This is a genomic window from Nitrosomonas halophila (genome assembly GCF_900107165.1).
Taxonomy (GTDB): domain Bacteria; phylum Pseudomonadota; class Gammaproteobacteria; order Burkholderiales; family Nitrosomonadaceae; genus Nitrosomonas; species Nitrosomonas halophila.
In genome coordinates, this window is sequence record NZ_FNOY01000003.1 from 18,667 (window position 1) to 38,721 (window position 20,055).

Sequence of the window (20,055 nt, forward strand, 5' to 3'; positions counted from 1 at the left end):
GACAGAATGATGGAACGTATCAAGCAGTTTTTTAAAACCTTTCTGTTATTTGAATTGCTGAAAGGTATGAAAGTTACCGGACGCTATTTGTTCGCACCCAAAATCACGGTGCATTATCCGGAGGAAAAAACACCCCAATCTCCACGCTTCAGAGGATTGCATGCCTTACGCCGCTATCCCAATGGCGAAGAACGTTGTATCGCGTGCAAGCTTTGCGAGGCGGTGTGTCCTGCGATGGCGATCACGATAGAATCCGATCAGCGCGAAGACGGTACTCGCCGGACGACCCGCTATGATATTGATATGATCAAGTGCATTTTTTGTGGATTCTGTGAGGAAGCCTGCCCGGTCGATGCGATTGTCGAGACCCGTGTGCTGGAATATCACGGTGAGATTCGAGGGGATCTGACCTATACCAAGGATATGCTGTTGGCGGTAGGAGACCGCTATGAAGAACAGATAGCTCAAGACAGGGCGGCGGATGCGCCTTACCGTTAAACCAATGGTTGTGATTTCATGAATTTCCAGGATTTTATTTTTTATAGCTTGGCAAGTGTACTGGTCATTTCTGCACTTGGCGTGATTACCTTGCGTAATCCGGTCCACTCCGCATTACTGCTGGTGCTGGCTTTTGTCACGTCTTCCGGATTATGGTTGTTGCTGGAAGCCGAGTTTTTGGCGATCACGCTGGTGCTGGTCTACGTGGGTGCGGTCATGGTGCTGTTTCTGTTTGTAGTGATGATGCTGGATATCAATCTGGATCGCTTGCGCGAGGGTTTCTGGAAATGGTTTCCGTTCGGGGCAGCACTCGCCTTGGTGATGGCGGTTGAAATGAGCATGGTGTTGATGGGGCAGCAGTTCGGATCCGATAATATGCCGGCACCCACGCCCAAAGCGGCCGATTACAGCAATACCAAGGAGTTGGGGCGCTTGCTCTATACCGACTATGTTTATGCATTCGAGCTTGCAGCTGTGATTCTGCTGGTGGCCATGGTCGCTGCCATCGCCATAACCTTGCGCTCTCGAACCGATAAGAAGTCCCTGAATATTTCCAAACAAATTGCGGTTCGGCGGAATGATCGGATCAGAGTCGTATCCATGCCAGCCGAGAAGAAAGAATAATAGCGCTGGTTAGAACCTTCGACCATTTCATATTTACTCCACCTAAGAGGTAATCGTCTTGGTATCGTTGTCACATTATCTTGTGCTTGGCGCAGTGTTGTTTGGCATAGGGGTTGTCGGTATTTTTCTCAACCGCAAGAATGTCATTATTCTGTTGATGTCAATCGAGCTGATGCTGTTGGCCGTTAATATGAATTTCGTGGCTTTTTCACATTATTTGCAGGATACGGCCGGACAGATATTCGTGTTCTTCATTCTGGCTGTCGCAGCGGCGGAAGCGGCGATTGGTCTGGCCATTCTGGTCGCGTTGTTCCGGAATTTGCGTACCATCAATGTGGATGATCTCGACGAGCTCAAGGGCTAGGCATCTGCTTAACCCGGAACTCTGAGCCTGCTATCACAGGCCGTTTGTTAACCGAAAACTGTTAATTCATAATTTAGATGGAAAAACTTTATTTGCTGGTTCCGATGGCGCCTTTACTGGGTGCAATCATCGCAGGATTATTTGGACAGCGGATCGGTCTGGTCTGGAGTCACCGCACGACGATTGCATTGGTGGCGTTGTCACTCTTCGCCTCCATCGTAATTTTTATTGATGTACTCCAGGGTAATACCTATAACGGTAGTGTCTACACCTGGATGACATCTGGGGAAACGGTCTTTGAAGTGGGCTTCCTGATCGATACGCTGACGGCTACCATGATGGTGGTTGTGACCGGTGTTTCGCTCATGGTGCATGTCTACACTATTGGCTATATGCATGGGGATCCGGGCTATCAACGCTTTTTCAGCTATATCTCGCTGTTCACCTTCTCCATGCTGATGCTGGTGATGTCCAATAATTTCCTGCAATTGTTCTTCGGTTGGGAGGCGGTTGGACTGGTTTCCTACTTGTTGATCGGATTCTGGTATACCCGTCCGACTGCCACTTATGCAAATTTAAAGGCCTTTCTTGTCAATCGAGTGGGGGATTTCGGCTTTCTGCTCGGCATTGGTCTGGTGCTCATGCATTTCGGTACACTCGACTATGCGCTAGTTTTCTCGCATGCCGGCCATATGTCGTCGCAGTCGATCGAGATCATTCCTGGCGAATCCTGGATGCTGTTGACCGTTATCTGTCTGCTGTTGTTTGTCGGGGCAATGGGTAAGTCGGCGCAATTTCCACTGCATGTCTGGTTGCCTGATTCGATGGAGGGTCCGACACCCATTTCAGCCCTGATCCATGCGGCCACCATGGTGACTGCCGGTATCTTTATGGTGGCGCGCATGTCACCTTTGTTTGAATTCTCGGAAACAGCCTTATCCACTGTCCTGGTGATCGGCGGTATCACGACCTTGTTCATGGCGCTGGTTGCGGTGGTGCAGAACGATATCAAGCGCGTGGTTGCCTTTTCCACCTTGTCGCAGCTGGGCTATATGACAGTAGCGTTGGGTGCCTCGGCGTATTCGGTCGCGATCTTTCATCTGATGACGCATGCTTTCTTCAAGGCACTGCTGTTCCTGGGTGCCGGCTCGGTCATCATCGCCATGCATCACGAGCAGGACATGCGCAAAATGGGGGGGCTGAAGCAATATATGCCGATCACTTTCGCTACCATGTTTATCGCAGCGCTGGCCAGTGCGGGCGTGCCCGGTTTCTCGGGCTTCTTTTCCAAGGATGCGATTATCGAGGCAGTACATTTTTCAGAGATTCCCGGTGCGGATTTTGCCTACTTCTGTGTGTTGAGTACGGTTTTCGTGACGGCCCTGTACACCTTCCGCCTGATGTTCATGACCTTCTACGGCCAGCCACGTATGGATAGCCATACGCGTGAGCATTTGCACGAATCACCGCGAGTGGTCACGTTGCCGCTGATTGCATTGGCGGTACCGACAGTGGTCGCTGGCTGGTTCATCGGCCCTATGCTCTTCGGCGATTATTTCGCTGACGTGATCCATGTCCAGGCCCAACATGATGTGGTGGCCAGGATGGGCGAGGCCTATACCGGCATTTTCGGTATGATCGGCCATGCATTCGTGACACTGCCTTTCTGGTTGGCCGTTGCGGGCATATTCACAGCCTGGTTCTTGTATCAATATAAAACCGGGTGGCCAGCCAAAATCAGGAAAATTGCCGGTCCTGTCTATACATTGCTCGACCGCAAGTATTACATCGACGAGCTTTATTCATGGTTGTTTGCGCGTGGATCACGCGCATTGAGTTCCCTATTGTGGAAATATGGAGATATCAAACTCATCGATGGATTTTTCGTGAATGGCTCGGCCCGGGCAGTGGCGTGGTTTGCAACCATAGCGCGCCGGTTTCAGTCAGGGTATATCTACCATTACGCGTTTAGCATGATTGTAGGTGTTTTTATTTTGATGAGTCTGTGGCTGTTCCATTTTTAGGCTCCAGGGAGCTGACCGCCGAGGCCGTGACTGGCTGGGCTGAACCCCTGGAATAACTTATACGCATTGATATGCAATTCGAGACGAAAAAATCATGTTGTTTGGATTTCCGCTGTTAAGTCTGATTATCTGGTTACCGATTATTTTTGGCCTGGTTGTGCTGGTGATGGGTGACCGTAATTTGAAGGTAACCCGTTGGCTTTCGCTGGTTGGAGCTGTGGCTGGCTTCTTGGTGGCGCTCCCGCTTTATGGCGGCTTTGACTCATCCGTTAGCACGATGCAATTTACCGAACGCAGTGTATGGTTCGAGCGGCTCAATGTGTTTTACGATCTTGGCGTGGATGGCATATCGATGCCATTGATTCTGTTGAACTGTTTCACGACACCGCTGGTCGTTATCGCTGGCTGGGAAGTCATTCGTGAACGCGTTTCGCAGTATATGGGCGCGTTTTTGATCATGTCCGGCATCGTCAACGGTGTCTTCGCCTCGCTCGATGCGGTGCTGTTCTATACCTTCTGGGAAGCCTCGTTGATTCCGATGTTCATCATCATCGGTGTCTGGGGTGGGCCTAACCGGGTTTACGCGGCGATTAAGTTCTTCCTCTACACCTTGCTGGGCTCGTTGTTGATGCTGGTGGCGCTGATTTACCTATATCAGACTTCGGAAGGCAGTTTCTCGATCCTGGATTACCACCAGCTCCCGATTCCAATGACCGCTCAGATTCTGATCTTCATTGCCTTTATGTTGGCTTTTGCGGTCAAGGTGCCCATGTGGCCGGTTCATACCTGGTTGCCGGATGCGCATGTGGAAGCGCCTACTGGTGGATCCGTGGTTCTGGCGGCTATCCTGCTCAAGCTGGGCGGCTACGGTTTCCTGAGATTTTCCTTGCCCATCACGCCTGATGCCAGTCAGGAGCTGGCTTGGTTATTGATTCTTCTGTCGCTGGTTGCGGTCGTTTATATTGGCTTGGTGGCATTGATGCAACAGGACATGAAAAAGCTCATTGCCTATTCGTCGGTTTCGCATATGGGATTCGTGACGCTGGGCTTCTTCCTGTTCAATGCCTATGGTCTGGAAGGCGCGATGGTGCAAATGATTTCTCATGGCTTTATTTCAGGCGCCATGTTCTTGTGCGTCGGGGTCTTGTATGACCGCATGCACTCCCGCCAGATTTCGGATTACGGTGGGGTGGTAAACAAAATGCCGGTTTTTGCCGCATTTTTTATGTTGTTTGCGATGGCCAATGCCGGATTACCCGGCACCAGCGGATTTGTCGGTGAGTTTATGGTGATCATGGGGTCGATCGAGGTCAATTTCTGGTATGCCTTTTTTGCAGCCCTGACGTTGATCTTTGGTGCGGCCTATACACTCTGGATGTACAAACGGGTCATATTTGGAGCGGTCGCCAATCAGAAAGTGGAAGGATTGCAGGATATTTCCAGGCGCGAGTTTTCAATATTGGCGATACTGGCACTGGCTGTATTGTTGCTGGGCATTTACCCACTACCCTTAACGGAAGTGATGCATGTCACGGTTGATAACTTGCTCGAACATATCGCTCGTTCCAAGCTATAAGAGTATTAATCCGGTTTTTCAAACATATAAGTATTTATTCCCTTTAGGAAACTGAGGACAATTCATGGATTTCCTGTCACCTGACTTTGCGCCTGCTTACCCGGAGATTTTCTTACTGGTCATGGTGTGTGTGGTCATGCTTGCGGATTTGTTTGCTGGTGAAAAACATCGCTATTTGGCATTTTTCCTGGCATTGTTTGCGCTTGCTGGTGCCGCGGTGTTGACTTACAGTACATTCTCTACCGAGGTCAGTTATACCTTTTCCGGCATGTTTGTCGATGATGCCCTGTCAGATACCCTCAAGTTGTTGATGTATCTTACGGTTGCAACAGTCTTGATCTATTCTCGCGTGTACATCAGCAAGAGAGGGCTGCTGCGTGGCGAGTTTTTCAGTCTGGCATTGTTTGCCACACTCGGCATGATGGTGATGGTTTCTGCCAGTCATCTCTTGACTTTGTATTTGGGACTGGAGCTGTTGTCACTGGCGCTTTACGCCATGGTCGCGTTGCAGCGCGATTCATCGGTCGCGACCGAAGCTGCTATGAAATTCTTTGTGCTGGGTGCCTTGGCTTCCGGTTTCCTGCTGTATGGCATGTCCATGATCTACGGCGCGACGGGCACCTTGCATACACCCGAGCTTACGGCCGTCATACGCTCGGGCGTGATGGACCATGCTGTGCTGGTGATTGGGCTGGTGTTCGTGGTGGCCGGCATCAGTTTCAAAATGAGCGCCGTCCCATTTCATATGTGGGCGCCGGATGTCTATGAGGGTGCGCCCACGGCAGTGACGCTGTTTATCGGTTCGGCACCCAAACTGGCAGCATTCGGATTTGTCATGCGTTTGCTGGTTGAAGGGCTGGGAGAAATGGCTGCCGACTGGCAGGGTATGCTGGCATTGCTGGCGATCGCTTCCATGGCGGTGGGTAATATCGTGGCTATTGCCCAGAGTAATATCAAGCGCATGCTGGCTTATTCGACGATTTCACATATGGGATTCGTATTGCTGGGCTTTCTTGCCATCAACGAGAATGGCTATAGTGCTGCGATGTTTTATGTGATCGCCTATGTGCTCATGACGGTCGCAGCTTTTGGAATCATCATGCTGCTCTCTCGTGAAGGCTTCGAAGCCGATGCGATCAGTGATTTCAAGGGACTCAATCAGAGAAATTCTTGGGTTGCCCTGATCATGATGGTCGTCATGTTGTCAATGGCAGGTATTCCTCCCATGATTGGTTTCTATGCGAAGCTGTCTGTCCTGCAGGCGGCCCTAGAGGCAGGTTATTTATGGCTGGTGATATCAGCTGTGGTGCTATCTCTGATTGGTGCGTTCTATTACCTGCGCATTATCAAATTCATGTATTTCGATACACCTGAAATTACCCAGCCCATCGTATTCAAACCCGATGTCAGACTTTTGATCACTGTCAATGGTCTGGCTGTCGTCATGCTGGGCATCTTCCCACAAATGCTGATGGGCCTGAGCTTGTTCGCGATACAGCATTCAATGTAATATTTGTCGATCAGGGTTTGCAGCCACTGTTCCTGTGAGGAGGCGGTTGTAAATTCTGATTGGGCGCCAGTCGCTTCCTCGTCCAGTGGGATTATAATTGGCTTGTTTCTGACTCCCTCGCAGGGTGCACTTGCGCAGCACCACCACGCTAACGATTGATTATTCCGGGCAGCCTGTGGTCCCTCCTTGAAACGATTTGGAGGCCCATGATCAATCGCACACCTTCGAAGGTGTGGATTTTTTACACAGCGGCAGGTCTTGTAAGCGGTTATTAGGAGCCGTGAAGGAATAAGTGTTACAGTTATTTATGAGCGACTCCTTAGTTCAAGAATTTATTGGAGATCTTGGCAGATCTTGATGAAAATTCTGCCAAGATCCTAGATTTAAGACACAATACGACAAATACGACAGATCCTGTCAATTGTCTTCATCTTGTCCGATTGCAGTTTCATCGTAGCTAATGCGGTAAATTGCACCCGTCGTGTCGTCTGAAACCAGCAATGCGCCGTCTGGCATGACCAACACATCCACTGGGCTTCCCCAAGCCTGGTTTTGTTCTGCTATCAGCCAGCCTTCGGCAAAGACTTCCTTGCTGACCACTTGATCCGCTTCTAGCTGTACGAATAACAACCGATGGCCCACTTTCACGCGGCGGTTCCAAGAGCCGTGTTCTGCCATGATGATCTGGTTGCGGTAGCGTTCCGGAAACAGACTGCCTGTATAAAAGCGCATGCCCATCGGCGTGACATGAGGATCGAGCTCTGCAGCGGGCGGCGTGGATTTGTTGCAACCGCGCTTGGCCCCGAATTTGGGATCAAGGAGCGTACTTCCATGACAGTAGGGAAAGCCGAAATGCAGGCCCGGCCTGGGTGCATGATTCATTTCATGCGGCGGCAGATCCTCTCCCATCCAGTCGCGGTTGTTATTGGTGAACCAAATATCCCCGGTGACGGGGTGCCAATCAAAACCCAACGAGTTACGTACGCCCTGGGCAAATACCTCGCGCTCTGAACCATCCGGCCGGATGCGTGAAATAATGGCAAACTCAGTCGGATCGGCCTCGCAGACATTGCAGGGTGAGCCAATCGATACATACAACCAGCCATCCGGCCCGGCGGCGATATAGCGCTGCGCATGAATCGTCTCGCTGGGATAATCCGCGTTTATAATATGCGGTGCTGCGGGTTTATCAAGTGTATTTTCGATATTGTCGATACGCAGGATTTTATCGACTGCTGCGATATACAGCGCACCCTCATGGAACGCGATACCGGTTGGCATTTTGAGTCTATCGGCAATGACGCGTACTTGCCGCTTGCCTGATTTTTCCGTGATGGCGTAAACATTGCCGGCTGATTTTGAGCCGACGAATACTGTGCCATCGTCCCCCAGCGCCATGGCGCGCGCATCCGGGACTTCTGCCCAGACACTGATGGAGAATCCTGGAGGTAATTGGATGTTTTCGAGCGGCAGTGCGGTTTGCTGGTCGCTCTTTGCTGATGTTGATATGCAAAACAATACTATCAGGTTGAAAATGGGTAGAAATTTCATACGTCTAAAGAGAATAATTTGAAAGCTTGCGGTGACGGCAGAGCCATCATCGATAGGATGGCTTGAAATTGCCTAATCTGACCGCACAATATTAACGCATTTTTTAAGGAGGAAAGTATGCAAACAGCAGAAAACGTCGAACATATGAGCTTTCAGGCTGAGGCGAAACAACTTCTGAAGTTGATGATTCATTCGCTCTACAGCAACAAGGAAATATTTTTGCGTGAATTGATTTCCAATGCATCCGATGCCGCTGACAAGCTCCGGTTTGAGGGACTGTCTGACGCAGCCCTGTATGAATCCGATCCTGACCTGAAAATTCGTGTTGCCTATGACAAGCAGGCACGCACGATTACCATCAGCGATAACGGAATCGGGATGTCCAGACAGGAGGTCATCGACAATGTGGGGACTATCGCCAAATCCGGTACCCGGGAATTTTTCAATTCATTGACCGGCGATCAGGCCAAGGATGCACACCTGATTGGCCAATTCGGAGTCGGTTTTTATTCGGCTTTCATTGTCGCAGACAAAGTCACCCTGACCACACGCCGTGCGGGGCTGACCGCTGAGCATGGCGTACGCTGGGAATCGAAAGGGGAGGGCGAATTCACACTTGAAACGGTGACGAAGCAGGACCGTGGTACTGAAGTCGTGCTGCATTTGCGCGCTGAGGAGGATGAATTCCTGAATGGCTTCAAACTGCATTCAATCATTCGCCGCTATTCGGACCATATCACTTTGCCGATCGTGATGAAAAAAGAGGAGTGGGACGAAGAGAGCAAGGATTACCGTATCGGCGACGAAGATGAAACCATTAACCAGGCCAGTGCGATCTGGGCGCGGCCCAAGAATGAGATCACGCCGGAACAGTATGATGAGTTCTATAAACATGTCGGACATGATTTCGAGCCGCCACTCGCTTATGTGCATGCCAAGGTAGAAGGCAAGCAGGAATATACCCAGTTGCTATATATTCCCTCCCACGCGCCATTCGATTTATTCGACCGGGAACACCGTCACGGTGTCAAATTGTATGTCAAGCGTGTGTTTATTATGGACGATGCCGAGAAACTGCTGCCCGGCTATTTGCGTTTCGTGCGCGGCGTTATCGATTCCAATGATCTGCCTTTGAATGTTTCGCGCGAAATCCTGCAGGAATCCAAGGATATCGACAGCATCCGGGCGGGTTCGGTCAAGAAAATACTGGGATTGATCGAGGAATTGGCCAGCAGTGATCAAAGCGAAAATCAGGAAAAATTCAGAACCTTCTGGAAGGAGTTCGGCCAGGTTCTGAAAGAAGGCGTGGCGGAAGATTTTGCCAATCGCGAACGAATTGCCAAGCTGCTGCGGTTTGTCTCGACCCATGATGAACGGGCAGAGCAGATGGTATCGCTGGATGATTATATCGCCCGCATGAAACCGGAGCAGGATAAAATCTATTACATCACTGCAGATGGTTTGAAAGCTGCCCAGAGCAGCCCGCATCTTGAAATCTTCCGCAAGAAGGGGATCGAAGTGCTGCTCTTGTGCGATCGTATCGATGAGTGGCTGGTTGCCCATCTGCATGAGTATGCTGGCAAGCCGCTGCAATCGGTGGCCAAGGGTGATCTCGATCTGGGCAAGCTCGCCGACGAGGAAGAGAAAAAGGCACAGGAAAAAGAGGCCGGCGATTTCCAGGACTTGGCAACAAAAATGAAAGAAATTCTGAGCGAACAGGTCAAGGATGTGCGAATTACATTCCGTCTGACCGAATCGCCTGCCTGCCTGGTGGCCGATTTGCATGATATGGGTGGTAATTTGGAGCGTCTACTCAAATCAGCCGGTCAGAAGGTTCCAGACAGCAAACCGATCCTGGAAATCAACCCACATCATCCGATGGTGCAGCGATTGAAATACGAAGAAGCCAAGTTTTCAGACTGGAGCCGGATTTTGTTCGACCAGGCGCTGCTGGCCGAAGGGGGGCAGCTTGAAGATCCGGCTAGTTTTGTCAAGCGATTGAACGATCTGCTGCTGCAGAACGTGTTGAGCGACAATTAGTAAGCATTTCCAGCCTGCTGGATAATGGCCACCAGTGCCATGTGATCCCGGGCGCCTTGGCTGGATGCTTGACTGGCACAAGCTGGCCCGGATGCCAACCAGTGGCGTGCAATTGGGGACGACCTCAATTTTTCGATATCGGCCGGGACGACCCGTGCAACCCAAATTGTGAGGACAATCAATGGCCTGGTTTATACTTGTGCTGGCGGGTTTGTTTGAAGTCGCCTGGGCGATCGGCTTGAAATACACGGAGGGTTTCAGTCGGCTGTGGCCCAGTGTCTGGACGGTGCTGGCGATGATTGTCAGTATCTGGTTACTGGGAATCGCCATGAAATCGCTGCCTGTCGGGACCGCTTACGGGATATGGGTCGGGGTCGGCGTGGTGGGCACGGTTATCTTTGGCATGCTGCTGTTTGGTGAGCCGGTGAATGGCATGCGAGTATTCAGCATTGCACTCATCGTTGGCGGTATTATCGGTCTCAAGTTTGCAACGCCTGCCTGATGGTGTTGCAGACTGTGGCGGGCCGGAAGATTCATCTTCGCTTGCTGGACCCGATGCAGGTTGAAGCAGTCTGCCGGCTGCGGGAGTCGGCCGGAACCGGTCTTTGTTGAACGATCTGGCGCAGCAGTCGCCCCAGGATATCGGAGCCTGTGATGATATGCCTTCTTGCCTTGCCCCATACCAAAATGAGGTCTTCATCGATGACATCATCACCTGGCCGCTCCGGACTTACGGTCAAACGAGTCAGTGTCTGGCCGAGTGGCAGCTGGGGATTGCGTACGACCAAGGGATGGTGACAGAATTGCGCGGGATCAAACGATTGGTCGTCGAAGAGCGCAGCTCGCAACAATGCGGGCGCATTGACCACCAGGCGAGGCTCTTCCGCCTCATCCACCAATACAACCCATTTTTTGCCGCTTGCAGCAATGCGCTGCAGGAACGGATCTGCCACATTACAGGAAATTTCTGGAAATACCGGCCGTCCGTTCTGAAAGGTCAGACAGATCACGCTTTGAGGATCGAGCAATTCGCCTTCCAGCCCGACCGGCAAATCATCCAATGCCAGGAAATTGATCGCACCCGCAGCCTCGACCTGGCTGATTTCGGTATCCAGGTCGCGGGCGTGTTGTTCCAGCATTTGCTTGAGCTCGCGCTCACGCAACCAGGGAATACCTTCCGGACCGATCCAGATATCGAGCAGCTTGCTCGAAGGCCAGGCAACCGGCCACAACAGTATCCGATACAAGTGCAACAACGGGGTGAGTCGTGATGCGACCACCAGTGCATGCCGAGAAAAATAGGCTTGAGGAAGAATTTCACCGGCAAAAGTGATCACGACGGTAGAGAAAAAGAAGGCGCTCAGACCCATCAGAACGGAATCGGCCAGCAGGGTCAGCAGGACATTGATCGAAACATTTCCCCACAGGATGGTCGTCAGCGTGTAATTGGCATTTTGCCGCAACATCAGAACCTTCTGCGCATCGTGATCGCCATTTTCGGCGGCTATTTGCAGCCGTAAACGGCTGAGACTGAACACGGCCAGGTTAAGTCCGGAAAATATGGCCGACTGCGTCAGGCATAGGGCAATGCCGACCCAAGTGAGTAATTCGTTCATGATATAGAGTCCATTGTATCTCCGGCTATGGAACTAAATATCAGTCCATGATCCTGGCAAATCTTCGCCAGGCAGGATGTGCCACATGATCCGATCGAAGCAATGAAAAAATCGAATGTCTCCTTTATGGTCATTTCCTGTCACAGGTCGAATGGCGTGGGGCTTGATCATCCCATGCACACGCTGATTGGAGTTATTGATCCAAAGTGTTTGCCAGCAGATCTATGGGTTTAATGTTATCTCCCTTGGCCTCAATCATATGTTCCTCAGCAAGATAGTGGCAAAGCCGCCAGGTATGATAAGCGACGCGCTCCAGCCACCGTACAGTATCTAATGCATCCAGCGCATCGAATGGACTGCGTCGGCCTGCTGCGGTTTGACGGAGAATTCCCAGGCGCTCATCGCGCCGCAAGTCAGCCAGAACCATTGCCTGCTGTTCCATCTGAGTCAGCCAATCGGCTGGCGCACGACCCAGTAATCCTTGGCGTGCCAGAGCGAGTGTTGCGCGCGTTTGCCTAAGTGCAAGTTGCATGGATGGCTGTGCCAGTGCCTTACGTGCAGTGGCTGACAGATTCAGGCGGGTCAGCAAGCGCGCTAAATGATCAATGGCATGTAACTGTACAACCCGCTGGTGGGAGAGAGGTTCGTCATCCGCAATCGATGGAATCTTTGTAAAGAAGCGTTGTGTGGTTTCCAATGCGCCTTTGACTTCTGTACGTTGTGTTTCGTTAACCTGGCCCACCGCACTGCTTAACAACTGCTCGAGCAGATTGATGACTTCCAAAGTGGTATCTACCAGAGTGCGCCGGGTGGATTCCAGTGCAACGGCTGGCACCTGCAGTAAGGAATCATCGAGATGACGGGTCAGTCTCGGTCCGTGTTCAGGCAACAGGTGCTCGATCCAGCGTGCAAAAGGCTTGGTGAAAGGCAGGAAAATCAAGACACCCAGTACGATGAACAGGGTGTGGAAAGCAGCCAGACTGATGGCGCCGGGTTCGAGATGCATTTGCTGTTGCGCGAATTCCAATCCTCCCAATAGAACTGGCAGCATCAGTAGCGCTATGATGCCAGTCGCCAGATTGAACAGCACGTGAGCGAGGGCGGTACGCTTGGCAGAGACACTGCCGCCAATCGCTGCCAACGGCCCCTTGATCGTGGTGCCGATCGCTGCACCGATTACCAACAAGGCGGCTTGATCGAAGTTGACAGCGCTGGCGTGCAGGGCGGTCAGTGTGGTGGCGACCGCTGCGCTGGAAGATTGCATCACGATTGTCATCAGTGCGCCGATTGAGACAACCGCCAGATAACCAATCAGACCAGTCGAAGGCAGCAGCGCCAAGTCAAAGGCGCCCGCCAGATCCTGCATACCGGTTTGCAGGGTGTCGATTCCAACGAAGATCAGCCCGAAACCTCCCAGTGCCAGACCCAGCGAGCGCCAGCGTCCGCGGGTCAGCAGCCGCATGAGCGCACCAACTCCCACCAGCGGCAAGGCATAAAATCCCAGGCTTATTTTCAGTCCAAGCACCGAGACTAGCCAACCGGTGCCGGTTGTACCCAGGCTGGCTCCCAGCACGACCCCCAGTGCCTGAGGAAAAGTGAGCAGGCCGGCACTGACGAACCCGATCAAGGTCACGGTCGTGGCACTGGATGATTGCACCATCAGTGTGACCAGGGTACCGGATGCGAAGGCCTTGTAGGGTGTTCCCGTGAAGCGTACCAGCGCACGACGCAGCGCTTCACCGGTCAAGGATTTCAGGCCGTCGGTGAGCAATACCATACCCATGAGGAACAGGCCGATGCCGCCCATCAGTTGAAAAATCATGGCAGTCATTGTCCGGATACCTCAGAGGAATAAGCAAAGAGTTCCCGCATCGAATGGCTTTGATGATTTATCAGTTGTGTGGCGAAATTGATATATGGGTTGATGATAGCCGGCATGATGCGATTGTTGAGTGGATGACAATTACAGTAAAAGCCCCTTATTTCATCGGGAGAAGCATGGTAAGTGAAAGTGAAACATCAATGTAATATTTTTATAGTTTAACGTATCGCTTGCGGTGCCAAGGGATGGGATGGGAATTGTTCTGCCGGTGCTAATACTTCTATAAGTTTGGAGATGGTCTTGTGGACCTGCTGTAGGGAGGTCAGTTTGAGCGGATAGGGGGTACATTTTGGCTGCCGCTACCCGCGCATATGGGCGGGCACAGCCGCGATACTGATCTAAGGAGTCGCTCATAAATAGCTGTAACATTTGAATCGCATCTGGCGGGCGCACTGCGGCGTTACTCGTCGTCGCCATAGCCTTGCTATGACTCCTCCTCTCGCCTTGCATTGCATCCCGCCAGACGCGCCCAAATGTCACACTTATTTCTTCACGGCTCCTAATCAGGCTTTCAGTAAATTGCGCATGGTTCTGGCGCAGTCCACCATCTTGCTCAATGCGGCGGCAGTCTCGGACCAGTTGCGCGTTTTCAGGCCGCAATCCGGATTGACCCATAAATGCTGCGGGTCGATATGCCGGACTGCTTTCTTGAGCAGATCCAGCATTTCCGAAGCATTGGGCACGCGGGGTGAATGAATATCGTAGACGCCAGGTCCGATTTCGTTCGGATAGGCAAACTCCACAAAGGCATCCAGTAATTCCATGCGGGAACGTGAGGTTTCAATCGTGATGACATCTGCATCGAGGTTGGCGATTGCTGGCAGAATGTCATGAAACTCCGAATAACACATATGCGTATGAATTTGCGTGTCGTCCTTGACGCCTGAGCTCGCAATGCGGAAAGCTTTGACTGCCCACTCCAGATAATGCGCCCAATCCGACCGCCGCAGCGGTAATCCTTCGCGGAAGGCCGGCTCATCGATCTGGATCATCCCGATGCCGGCACGTTCCAGGTCGCTGACTTCATCACGAATCGCCAGCGCGAGCTGTAAGGCAGTGTCTGCTTGGGGCTGATCATCGCGCACGAATGACCACATCAGCATCGTGACCGGTCCCGTCAACATGCCTTTGACCGGCTTGCTCGTCAGGCTTTGTGCATATTTGATCCATTCCACGGTCATCGCTTCCGGCCGATAGACATCGCCATAGAGAATCGGGGGCTTGACGCAGCGTGAGCCATAGCTCTGGACCCAGCCATGTTCGGTGAATGTGTAGCCCCACAATTGTTCGCCGAAATATTCCACCATATCCCCGCGCTCGGGTTCGCCGTGAACCAGGACATCCAGCCCAACCTGTTCCTGTTTGGTAATAATGTCCTGGATTTCGGCGCGCATGGCCGCCAGATATTCGAGATGACTCACACGGCCTTTCTTGAAAGCCGCGCGTGTTTGGCGAATCTCGCTGGTTTGTGGGAAGGAACCGATCGAGGTTGTCGGCAACAGAGGCAGACGAAAGCGTTGCTGCTGGAGTGGGCGCCTGAATGCAAACGACTGCTGGCGTTGTGCGTCATGCGCATTCAGGTTCTGGATTCGCTGTGCGACGACCGGGTTATGGATGCGGCTGGATTCCCGCCTGGCGCGGCAGGCTTGATCGGAAATTGTCAGTGATGACTGGATCGATGCCCTGCCTGCATTCAAGCCTTGCCCGAGGATGGTCACTTCTGCCAGTTTCTGTACCGAGAATGCCAGCCAATTGCGGATTTCCTGGTCAAGTTGCGTTTCTTGTGTGAGGTCGACCGGACAATGCAGGAGCGAACAGCTGGGCGCAATCCAGAGCCTGTTTCCAAGTACGGTATGCGCATGTGTCAGCATGTCGAGCTTGTTCGAAAGATCCGCGCGCCAGATATTACGGCCATCGATCACACCCAATGACAGCGTTTTGTTCGCGAACGCCTGGCCCAGAAAAGCTTCAAGTTGTTCCGGTGCGCGGCATAGATCGAGATGGAGTCCATCGATAGGTAAAGCGCTGAGTTGCGACAGGTGGTGCTCGACTGTGCCGAAATAGGTCGTCAACAATAGCCGGCATCCGTTGTGCTGCAGGGCGTGATAAGCGGTCTGCAGGCCCTCTAGCCAGTTCTGATCCAGATCGAGCGCAAGTATTGGCTCGTCAATTTGCACCCACTGTACGCCCAGCGTGGCGATACTGGACAGGATTTCTTGATATGCTGGCAATAGCCGGGACAGCAATTGAAGTTTGTTGAAACCTGGCGTTGTCTCCTTGCCTAAGTACAGATAGCTCAGGGGGCCGAGCAATACGGGTTTGGGGGTTATTCCAAGCGCTTGCGCTGCTGCAATTTCCTGAAACAAACGATTGGATGCGAGCCGGAAAACAGTCGCTTCATCGAATTCAGGCACAATGTAATGGTAGTTGGTATTGAACCATTTGGTCATTTCCATTGCCGGCTGATCGGCTGTGCCGCGCGCCATGGCAAAATACAGCTCGAGGGAGATTTCATCGGTGACTGGCCCGAAGCGGTGCGGCACCGCGCCGAGCAATACGGTCATGTCGAGCACATGGTCATACAAGGAGAAATCGCCGACCGGAATCCAATCCATGCCTGCCTGTTGTTGAGTGTGCCAATTGGCGGCACGAATTGCATCGGCTGTCGTCAATAATTGCTCGGCACTGATTTGTTGCTTCCAGTGGGCTTCGAGTGCTTTTTTCAATTCACGTTGCGGACCGATTCTTGGGAAACCGAGATTATGTGTCAATACCATTATCAAGCTCTTTTTATCTAGATTGAAGGAGCTATCATTCTGTTGAATACTTTACAATGAATCAAATGAAAGTTTTTATGACATATTATGAATAACATTCATAATCGTGCTGGAATGTCATACCTGCTTTGACTGGCTGATGCCGATCATGGATACATTCCGTGCCGATTGGCCCGACGTGGAACTCGATCTGCTATCCGGGTGTTACAGTGATCCCGTGCATTTGCTCGGGCATGGCGCTGCGGATGTGGTCATCGGATCGGAGTTCAGGTTGCGGTCTGGCATCGAACATTCTCCCTTGAGCCGCTTCCAGATCCTGGCAGTGCTTGCGTCTGGTCATGAGCTGGGCAGGAAACGCGTGCTCTAGACCCGGGAAGGTGTCAGGCCATTGCGGGCGGCCAAGCAGTGGAATAGGTGAGATTTAAGGAATGACCGGGTGGTTTGCCAGTCTTGCCGACTGGTGCCACCCGGTCACGCTGAACTGCCAGTCGAAGCGGGTCTTAATGCAGGGTTACGGCAGATTTATCCTCGCATTCGAGATCGGCGCAGTAGGTTTGGTGCACACCGTCCAGGAACTTCCAGAGTGCGTCACATGCTCGGCGTGTCGCGGCTAGCACTTCGGCCTGTTTCTCTGGCGTGTCGGCAAATTTTTCAATGATGGCCCATTCAGCCTGTGAATGATAAACATCCGCTTTTTGGTGGACCGAGAAAAATTCATAATCCTGGGGATTGTTCATGCCATAGAATTTGGCCAGGCCATCAATCTTGACGGCAGCAATATCGGGCACTTGTGATTCGAATGCGTGCAGGGCGGCCAGACCGGCATAGAACGGCTGGTTCAGGCAAATGTCACGGAAAGTGGAAACCAGATTCTGCGTTTCCGGCAGAGCATCGGCTTTCGCCAGGCTGGCATCGTCGGCACCTAGTGCGAATGCAAACGTTTTCCAGAGTGCAGGATGGTTTTTCTCGCCATGCTCCTCGTCGATCAGGTTTTTCAGGACTTCCTGGCGTACGCTGATATCGCCACTGTTGCGCGTATCGTGGAAATGCGGTGTGTTGAAATGCACCGCGCTCAGGTAGGTCGGTTCAGCCAGAACGTTGTAAAAATATTGTTCGGCGTAATGGCGCAGCTGCTCTTTGGTGAGTTTGCCTTCCGTCCAGGCAATGTAGAAGGGGTGTTGCAGCAAATGTCTGCTTTGAATGATGGCATTGACCTGTTGCTTAAGTGTTTCGTTTGTGGCCATGATAGCTCCTATGAGTATAAATAGAGTGGATTAACAAGATATTTTGGGCAATGGTTTATTATCATCGCTAATATTGTGTCGGCTGTCGTCGATAATTGCTTGGTACTGATTTTTTCTTTCAGTGGGCTGCCAGTGTTTTTTTCAATTCACGTTGTGGACTGATTCTTGGGAAACCGAGATGATGTGTCAATACTATTACCAAGCGCTTTCTATCTAGGAGCTAGCATTTTGTTGAATACTTTATAATGAATCAAATGAAAATTTTTATGATCAACTATGAACACTATTCATAATTATGCTGGAATTGCGTCATTTGCGCACACTGCAGGCCTTGCATGAAACGGGGAGTGTTTCGCGCGCGGCAGCGCGCGTGCATTTGACCCAGTCTGCCCTGTCTCATCAGATCAGAGTGTTGCAGGCGCATTATCAGTCGCCGATCATTCAACGCCATGGACATGCTGTGCAGTTAACCGAGGCGGGCAGGCGCTTGGTGCAGCTGGCAGAAAAAATTCTTGGAGAGATTCGGGCAGCAGAACGAGATCTGGCCAAAATCTCGCAGAAAGCCACGGGCAGTCTGCGCATCGTACTGGAATGCCATACCTGCTTTGACTGGCTGATGCCGATCATGGATACATTCCGTGCCGATTGGCCCGACGTGGAACTTGATCTGGTATCCGGGTTTCACAGCGATCCCGTGCATTTGCTCAGGCATGGCGCTGCGGATGTGGTCATTGGATCGGAACCCGGGCTGCAGCCTGGCATCGTGCATTTTCCCTTGTTCCGCTTCGAGATCCTGGCGGTGCTTGCGCCTGGTCATGAGCTGGGCAAGAAACGCGTGCTCGAGGCCCAGGATTTTTCCCGCGATATGCTGATTACTTATCCGGTGCCCGATGAACGAATTGATTTGATCCGCCAGGTATTGATCCCTGCCAATGTCACTTGGCAGCGGCGCACGGCTGAACTTACCGTGGCCATTCTGCAACTCGTGGCCAGCCGGCGGGGTATCGCCGCACTCCCTGGCTGGGGGATCACCAACTATCTGGATTATGATTACGTGATTGCCCGCCGCATCGGTAGGCGCGGGTTGTGGAGCGATTTGTATCTTTCAGTGCGGGAGGAAACCGCCACTTTGGGTTATCTGCAGGATTTCCTGGCAACGATTCGCCAAGTCTGCTTTGCCAAGCTGGAAGGTGTCAGGCCATTGCGGGCGGCCAAGCAGCGGAAGAAGTGAGATTTTAGGAGTCGCTCATAAATAACTGTAACACTTGGATCGCATCTGGCGGGCGCACTGCGGCGTTGCTCGTTCGTCGCCATAGCCTTGCTATGACTCCTCCTCTCGTCTTGCATCCCACCAGACGCGTCCAATTGCCACACTTATTCCTTCACGACTCCTTAAGGAATGACCGGGTGGTTTGCCAGTCTTGCCGACTGGCTGCCACCCGGTCACGCTGAACTGCCAGTCGAAGCGGGTCTTAATGCAGGGTTGCGGCAGATTTATCCTCGCATTCGAGATCGGCGCAGTAGGTTTGATGCACACCGTCCAGGAACTTCCAGAGTGCGTCACATGCCCGGCGTGTCGCGGCCAGCACTTCGGCCTGTTTCTCTGGCGTGTCGGCAAATTTTTCAATGATGGCCCATTCAGCCTGTGAATGATAAACATCCGCTTTTTGGTGGACCGAGAAAAATTCATAATCCTGGGGATTGTTCATGCCATAGAATTTGGCCAGGCCATCAATCTTGACGGCAGCAATATCGGGCACTTGTGATTCGAATGCGTGCAGGGCGGCCAGACCGGCATAGAACGGCTGGTTCAGGCAAATGTCACGGAAAGTGGAAACCAGATTCTGCGTTTCCGGCAGAGCATCGGCTTTCGCCAGGCTGGCATCGTCGGCACCTAGTGCGAATGCAAACGTTTTCCAGAGTGCAGGATGGTTTTTCTCGCCATGCTCCTCGTCGATCAGGTTTTTCAGGACTTCCTGGCGTACGCTGATATCGCCACTGTTGCGCGTATCGTGGAAATGCGGTGTGTTGAAATGCACCGCGCTCAGGTAGGTCGGTTCAGCCAGAACGTTGTAAAAATATTGTTCGGCGTAATGGCGCAGCTGCTCTTTGGTGAGTTTGCCTTCCGTCCAGGCAATGTAGAAGGGGTGTTGCAGCAAATGTCTGCTTTGAATGATGGCATTGACCTGTTGCTTAAGTGTTTCGTTTGTGGCCATGATAGCTCCTATGAGTGTAAATAGAGTGGATTAACAAGATATTTTGGGCAACAGTTTATTATCATCGCTAATTCACGAAATGAAGTCAAATTGATCCGATGCCCCGACATAACAAGAAAACCGTACAATCACA

At 51.9% G+C, this 20,055-nt stretch carries 17 protein-coding genes; 11 read left to right on the forward strand and 6 right to left on the reverse strand.

The features are described from left to right. Positions 1-9 precede the first annotated feature (9 nt). From nuoI to nuoN, 6 genes are all read left to right on the forward strand, one after another. The gene (gene nuoI, locus BLV85_RS01155; protein WP_090411434.1) at positions 10-498 is read left to right on the forward strand and encodes an NADH-quinone oxidoreductase subunit NuoI; all 489 of its coding nucleotides are present in this window, start codon (positions 10-12) and stop codon (positions 496-498) included. A gap of 18 nt (positions 499-516) precedes the next feature. Further along, positions 517-1,122 (forward strand): NADH-quinone oxidoreductase subunit J, encoded by a 606-nt coding sequence (locus BLV85_RS01160; protein ID WP_090411265.1) that lies wholly within the window; start codon positions 517-519, stop codon positions 1,120-1,122. A gap of 58 nt (positions 1,123-1,180) precedes the next feature. After that, positions 1,181-1,486 (forward strand): NADH-quinone oxidoreductase subunit NuoK, encoded by a 306-nt coding sequence (gene nuoK, locus BLV85_RS01165; RefSeq protein ID WP_090411267.1) that lies wholly within the window; start codon positions 1,181-1,183, stop codon positions 1,484-1,486. Positions 1,487-1,563: 77 nt separating this feature from the next. Continuing rightward, a complete protein-coding gene (nuoL, locus tag BLV85_RS01170) occupies positions 1,564-3,510 on the forward strand; it encodes an NADH-quinone oxidoreductase subunit L (protein WP_090411270.1) in 1,947 nt (648 codons plus the stop codon). Between the two features lie 94 nt (positions 3,511-3,604). Continuing rightward, positions 3,605-5,086, forward strand: coding sequence for an NADH-quinone oxidoreductase subunit M (locus BLV85_RS01175; RefSeq protein ID WP_090411272.1), 1,482 nt, complete (start codon positions 3,605-3,607; stop codon positions 5,084-5,086). Between the two features lie 64 nt (positions 5,087-5,150). After that, positions 5,151-6,596 carry an NADH-quinone oxidoreductase subunit NuoN gene (nuoN, locus tag BLV85_RS01180; protein ID WP_090411274.1) on the forward strand — a complete coding sequence of 482 codons (1,446 nt, stop codon included), beginning with the start codon at positions 5,151-5,153 and terminating at the stop codon, positions 6,594-6,596. 417 nt (positions 6,597-7,013) lie between these two features. Here the strand turns inward: nuoN and BLV85_RS01185 are convergent, their stop codons facing one another. Continuing rightward, a complete protein-coding gene (locus tag BLV85_RS01185) occupies positions 7,014-8,147 on the reverse strand; it encodes a PQQ-dependent sugar dehydrogenase (protein ID WP_090411276.1) in 1,134 nt (377 codons plus the stop codon). Positions 8,148-8,264: 117 nt separating this feature from the next. Between BLV85_RS01185 and htpG the strand changes: the two genes are divergently transcribed. Further along, the gene (gene htpG / locus BLV85_RS01190) at positions 8,265-10,187 is read left to right on the forward strand and encodes a molecular chaperone HtpG (RefSeq protein ID WP_090411277.1); all 1,923 of its coding nucleotides are present in this window, start codon (positions 8,265-8,267) and stop codon (positions 10,185-10,187) included. Positions 10,188-10,368: 181 nt separating this feature from the next. Then, complete coding sequence (gene sugE, locus BLV85_RS01200; RefSeq protein ID WP_090411281.1) at positions 10,369-10,689, forward strand: quaternary ammonium compound efflux SMR transporter SugE; 321 nt, start codon at positions 10,369-10,371, stop codon at positions 10,687-10,689. Between the two features lie 31 nt (positions 10,690-10,720). Here sugE and BLV85_RS01205 read toward each other — a convergent pair whose 3' ends face one another. Both BLV85_RS01205 and BLV85_RS01210 read right to left on the reverse strand, forming a co-directional pair. After that, positions 10,721-11,803 carry a DUF21 domain-containing protein gene (locus tag BLV85_RS01205; RefSeq protein WP_090411283.1) on the reverse strand — a complete coding sequence of 361 codons (1,083 nt, stop codon included), beginning with the start codon at positions 11,801-11,803 and terminating at the stop codon, positions 10,721-10,723. Positions 11,804-11,996: 193 nt separating this feature from the next. Then, positions 11,997-13,625, reverse strand: coding sequence for a Na/Pi cotransporter family protein (locus BLV85_RS01210; RefSeq protein WP_245725031.1), 1,629 nt, complete (start codon positions 13,623-13,625; stop codon positions 11,997-11,999). A 53-nt stretch (positions 13,626-13,678) separates the two neighbouring features. On the opposite strand from BLV85_RS01210, the gene BLV85_RS15045 reads away from it, so the two are divergent. Continuing rightward, positions 13,679-13,831: a hypothetical protein gene (locus BLV85_RS15045; RefSeq protein WP_176973884.1), complete on the forward strand. Its 153-nt coding sequence runs from the start codon at positions 13,679-13,681 to the stop codon at positions 13,829-13,831. 357 nt (positions 13,832-14,188) lie between these two features. On the opposite strand, the gene metE is transcribed toward BLV85_RS15045, so the two are convergent. Next, positions 14,189-16,462 (reverse strand): 5-methyltetrahydropteroyltriglutamate--homocysteine S-methyltransferase, encoded by a 2,274-nt coding sequence (gene metE, locus BLV85_RS01215; RefSeq protein ID WP_090411287.1) that lies wholly within the window; start codon positions 16,460-16,462, stop codon positions 14,189-14,191. A 106-nt stretch (positions 16,463-16,568) separates the two neighbouring features. On the opposite strand from metE, the gene BLV85_RS01220 reads away from it, so the two are divergent. Next, positions 16,569-16,829, forward strand: coding sequence for a LysR substrate-binding domain-containing protein (locus BLV85_RS01220; protein WP_245725032.1), 261 nt, complete (start codon positions 16,569-16,571; stop codon positions 16,827-16,829). A 133-nt stretch (positions 16,830-16,962) separates the two neighbouring features. Here the strand turns inward: BLV85_RS01220 and BLV85_RS01225 are convergent, their stop codons facing one another. Further along, the gene (locus BLV85_RS01225) at positions 16,963-17,706 is read right to left on the reverse strand and encodes a 4-aminobenzoate synthase (protein ID WP_090411291.1); all 744 of its coding nucleotides are present in this window, start codon (positions 17,704-17,706) and stop codon (positions 16,963-16,965) included. Between the two features lie 295 nt (positions 17,707-18,001). Here BLV85_RS01225 and BLV85_RS01230 point away from each other — a divergent pair, with 295 nt between their 5' ends. After that, positions 18,002-18,937 (forward strand): LysR family transcriptional regulator, encoded by a 936-nt coding sequence (locus BLV85_RS01230; RefSeq protein ID WP_090411293.1) that lies wholly within the window; start codon positions 18,002-18,004, stop codon positions 18,935-18,937. 241 nt (positions 18,938-19,178) lie between these two features. Here BLV85_RS01230 and BLV85_RS01235 read toward each other — a convergent pair whose 3' ends face one another. Continuing rightward, a complete protein-coding gene (locus BLV85_RS01235) occupies positions 19,179-19,922 on the reverse strand; it encodes a 4-aminobenzoate synthase (RefSeq protein WP_090411295.1) in 744 nt (247 codons plus the stop codon). Positions 19,923-20,055 lie beyond the last annotated feature (133 nt).

Coding starts and splice junctions, on each gene's coding strand:
- nuoI (WP_090411434.1), top strand. CDS start 10: ATGGAACGTATCAAGCAGTTTTTTAAAACCTTTCTGTTATTTGAATTG.
- BLV85_RS01160 (WP_090411265.1), top strand. CDS start 517: ATGAATTTCCAGGATTTTATTTTTTATAGCTTGGCAAGTGTACTGGTC.
- nuoL (WP_090411270.1), top strand. CDS start 1,564: ATGGAAAAACTTTATTTGCTGGTTCCGATGGCGCCTTTACTGGGTGCA.
- BLV85_RS01175 (WP_090411272.1), top strand. CDS start 3,605: ATGTTGTTTGGATTTCCGCTGTTAAGTCTGATTATCTGGTTACCGATT.
- nuoN (WP_090411274.1), top strand. CDS start 5,151: ATGGATTTCCTGTCACCTGACTTTGCGCCTGCTTACCCGGAGATTTTC.
- BLV85_RS01185 (WP_090411276.1), bottom strand. CDS start 8,147: ATGAAATTTCTACCCATTTTCAACCTGATAGTATTGTTTTGCATATCA.
- htpG (WP_090411277.1), top strand. CDS start 8,265: ATGCAAACAGCAGAAAACGTCGAACATATGAGCTTTCAGGCTGAGGCG.
- sugE (WP_090411281.1), top strand. CDS start 10,369: ATGGCCTGGTTTATACTTGTGCTGGCGGGTTTGTTTGAAGTCGCCTGG.
- BLV85_RS01205 (WP_090411283.1), bottom strand. CDS start 11,803: ATGAACGAATTACTCACTTGGGTCGGCATTGCCCTATGCCTGACGCAG.
- BLV85_RS01210 (WP_245725031.1), bottom strand. CDS start 13,625: ATGATTTTTCAACTGATGGGCGGCATCGGCCTGTTCCTCATGGGTATG.
- BLV85_RS15045 (WP_176973884.1), top strand. CDS start 13,679: ATGGCTTTGATGATTTATCAGTTGTGTGGCGAAATTGATATATGGGTT.
- metE (WP_090411287.1), bottom strand. CDS start 16,462: ATGGTATTGACACATAATCTCGGTTTCCCAAGAATCGGTCCGCAACGT.
- BLV85_RS01225 (WP_090411291.1), bottom strand. CDS start 17,706: ATGGCCACAAACGAAACACTTAAGCAACAGGTCAATGCCATCATTCAA.
- BLV85_RS01230 (WP_090411293.1), top strand. CDS start 18,002: ATGCTGGAATTGCGTCATTTGCGCACACTGCAGGCCTTGCATGAAACG.
- BLV85_RS01235 (WP_090411295.1), bottom strand. CDS start 19,922: ATGGCCACAAACGAAACACTTAAGCAACAGGTCAATGCCATCATTCAA.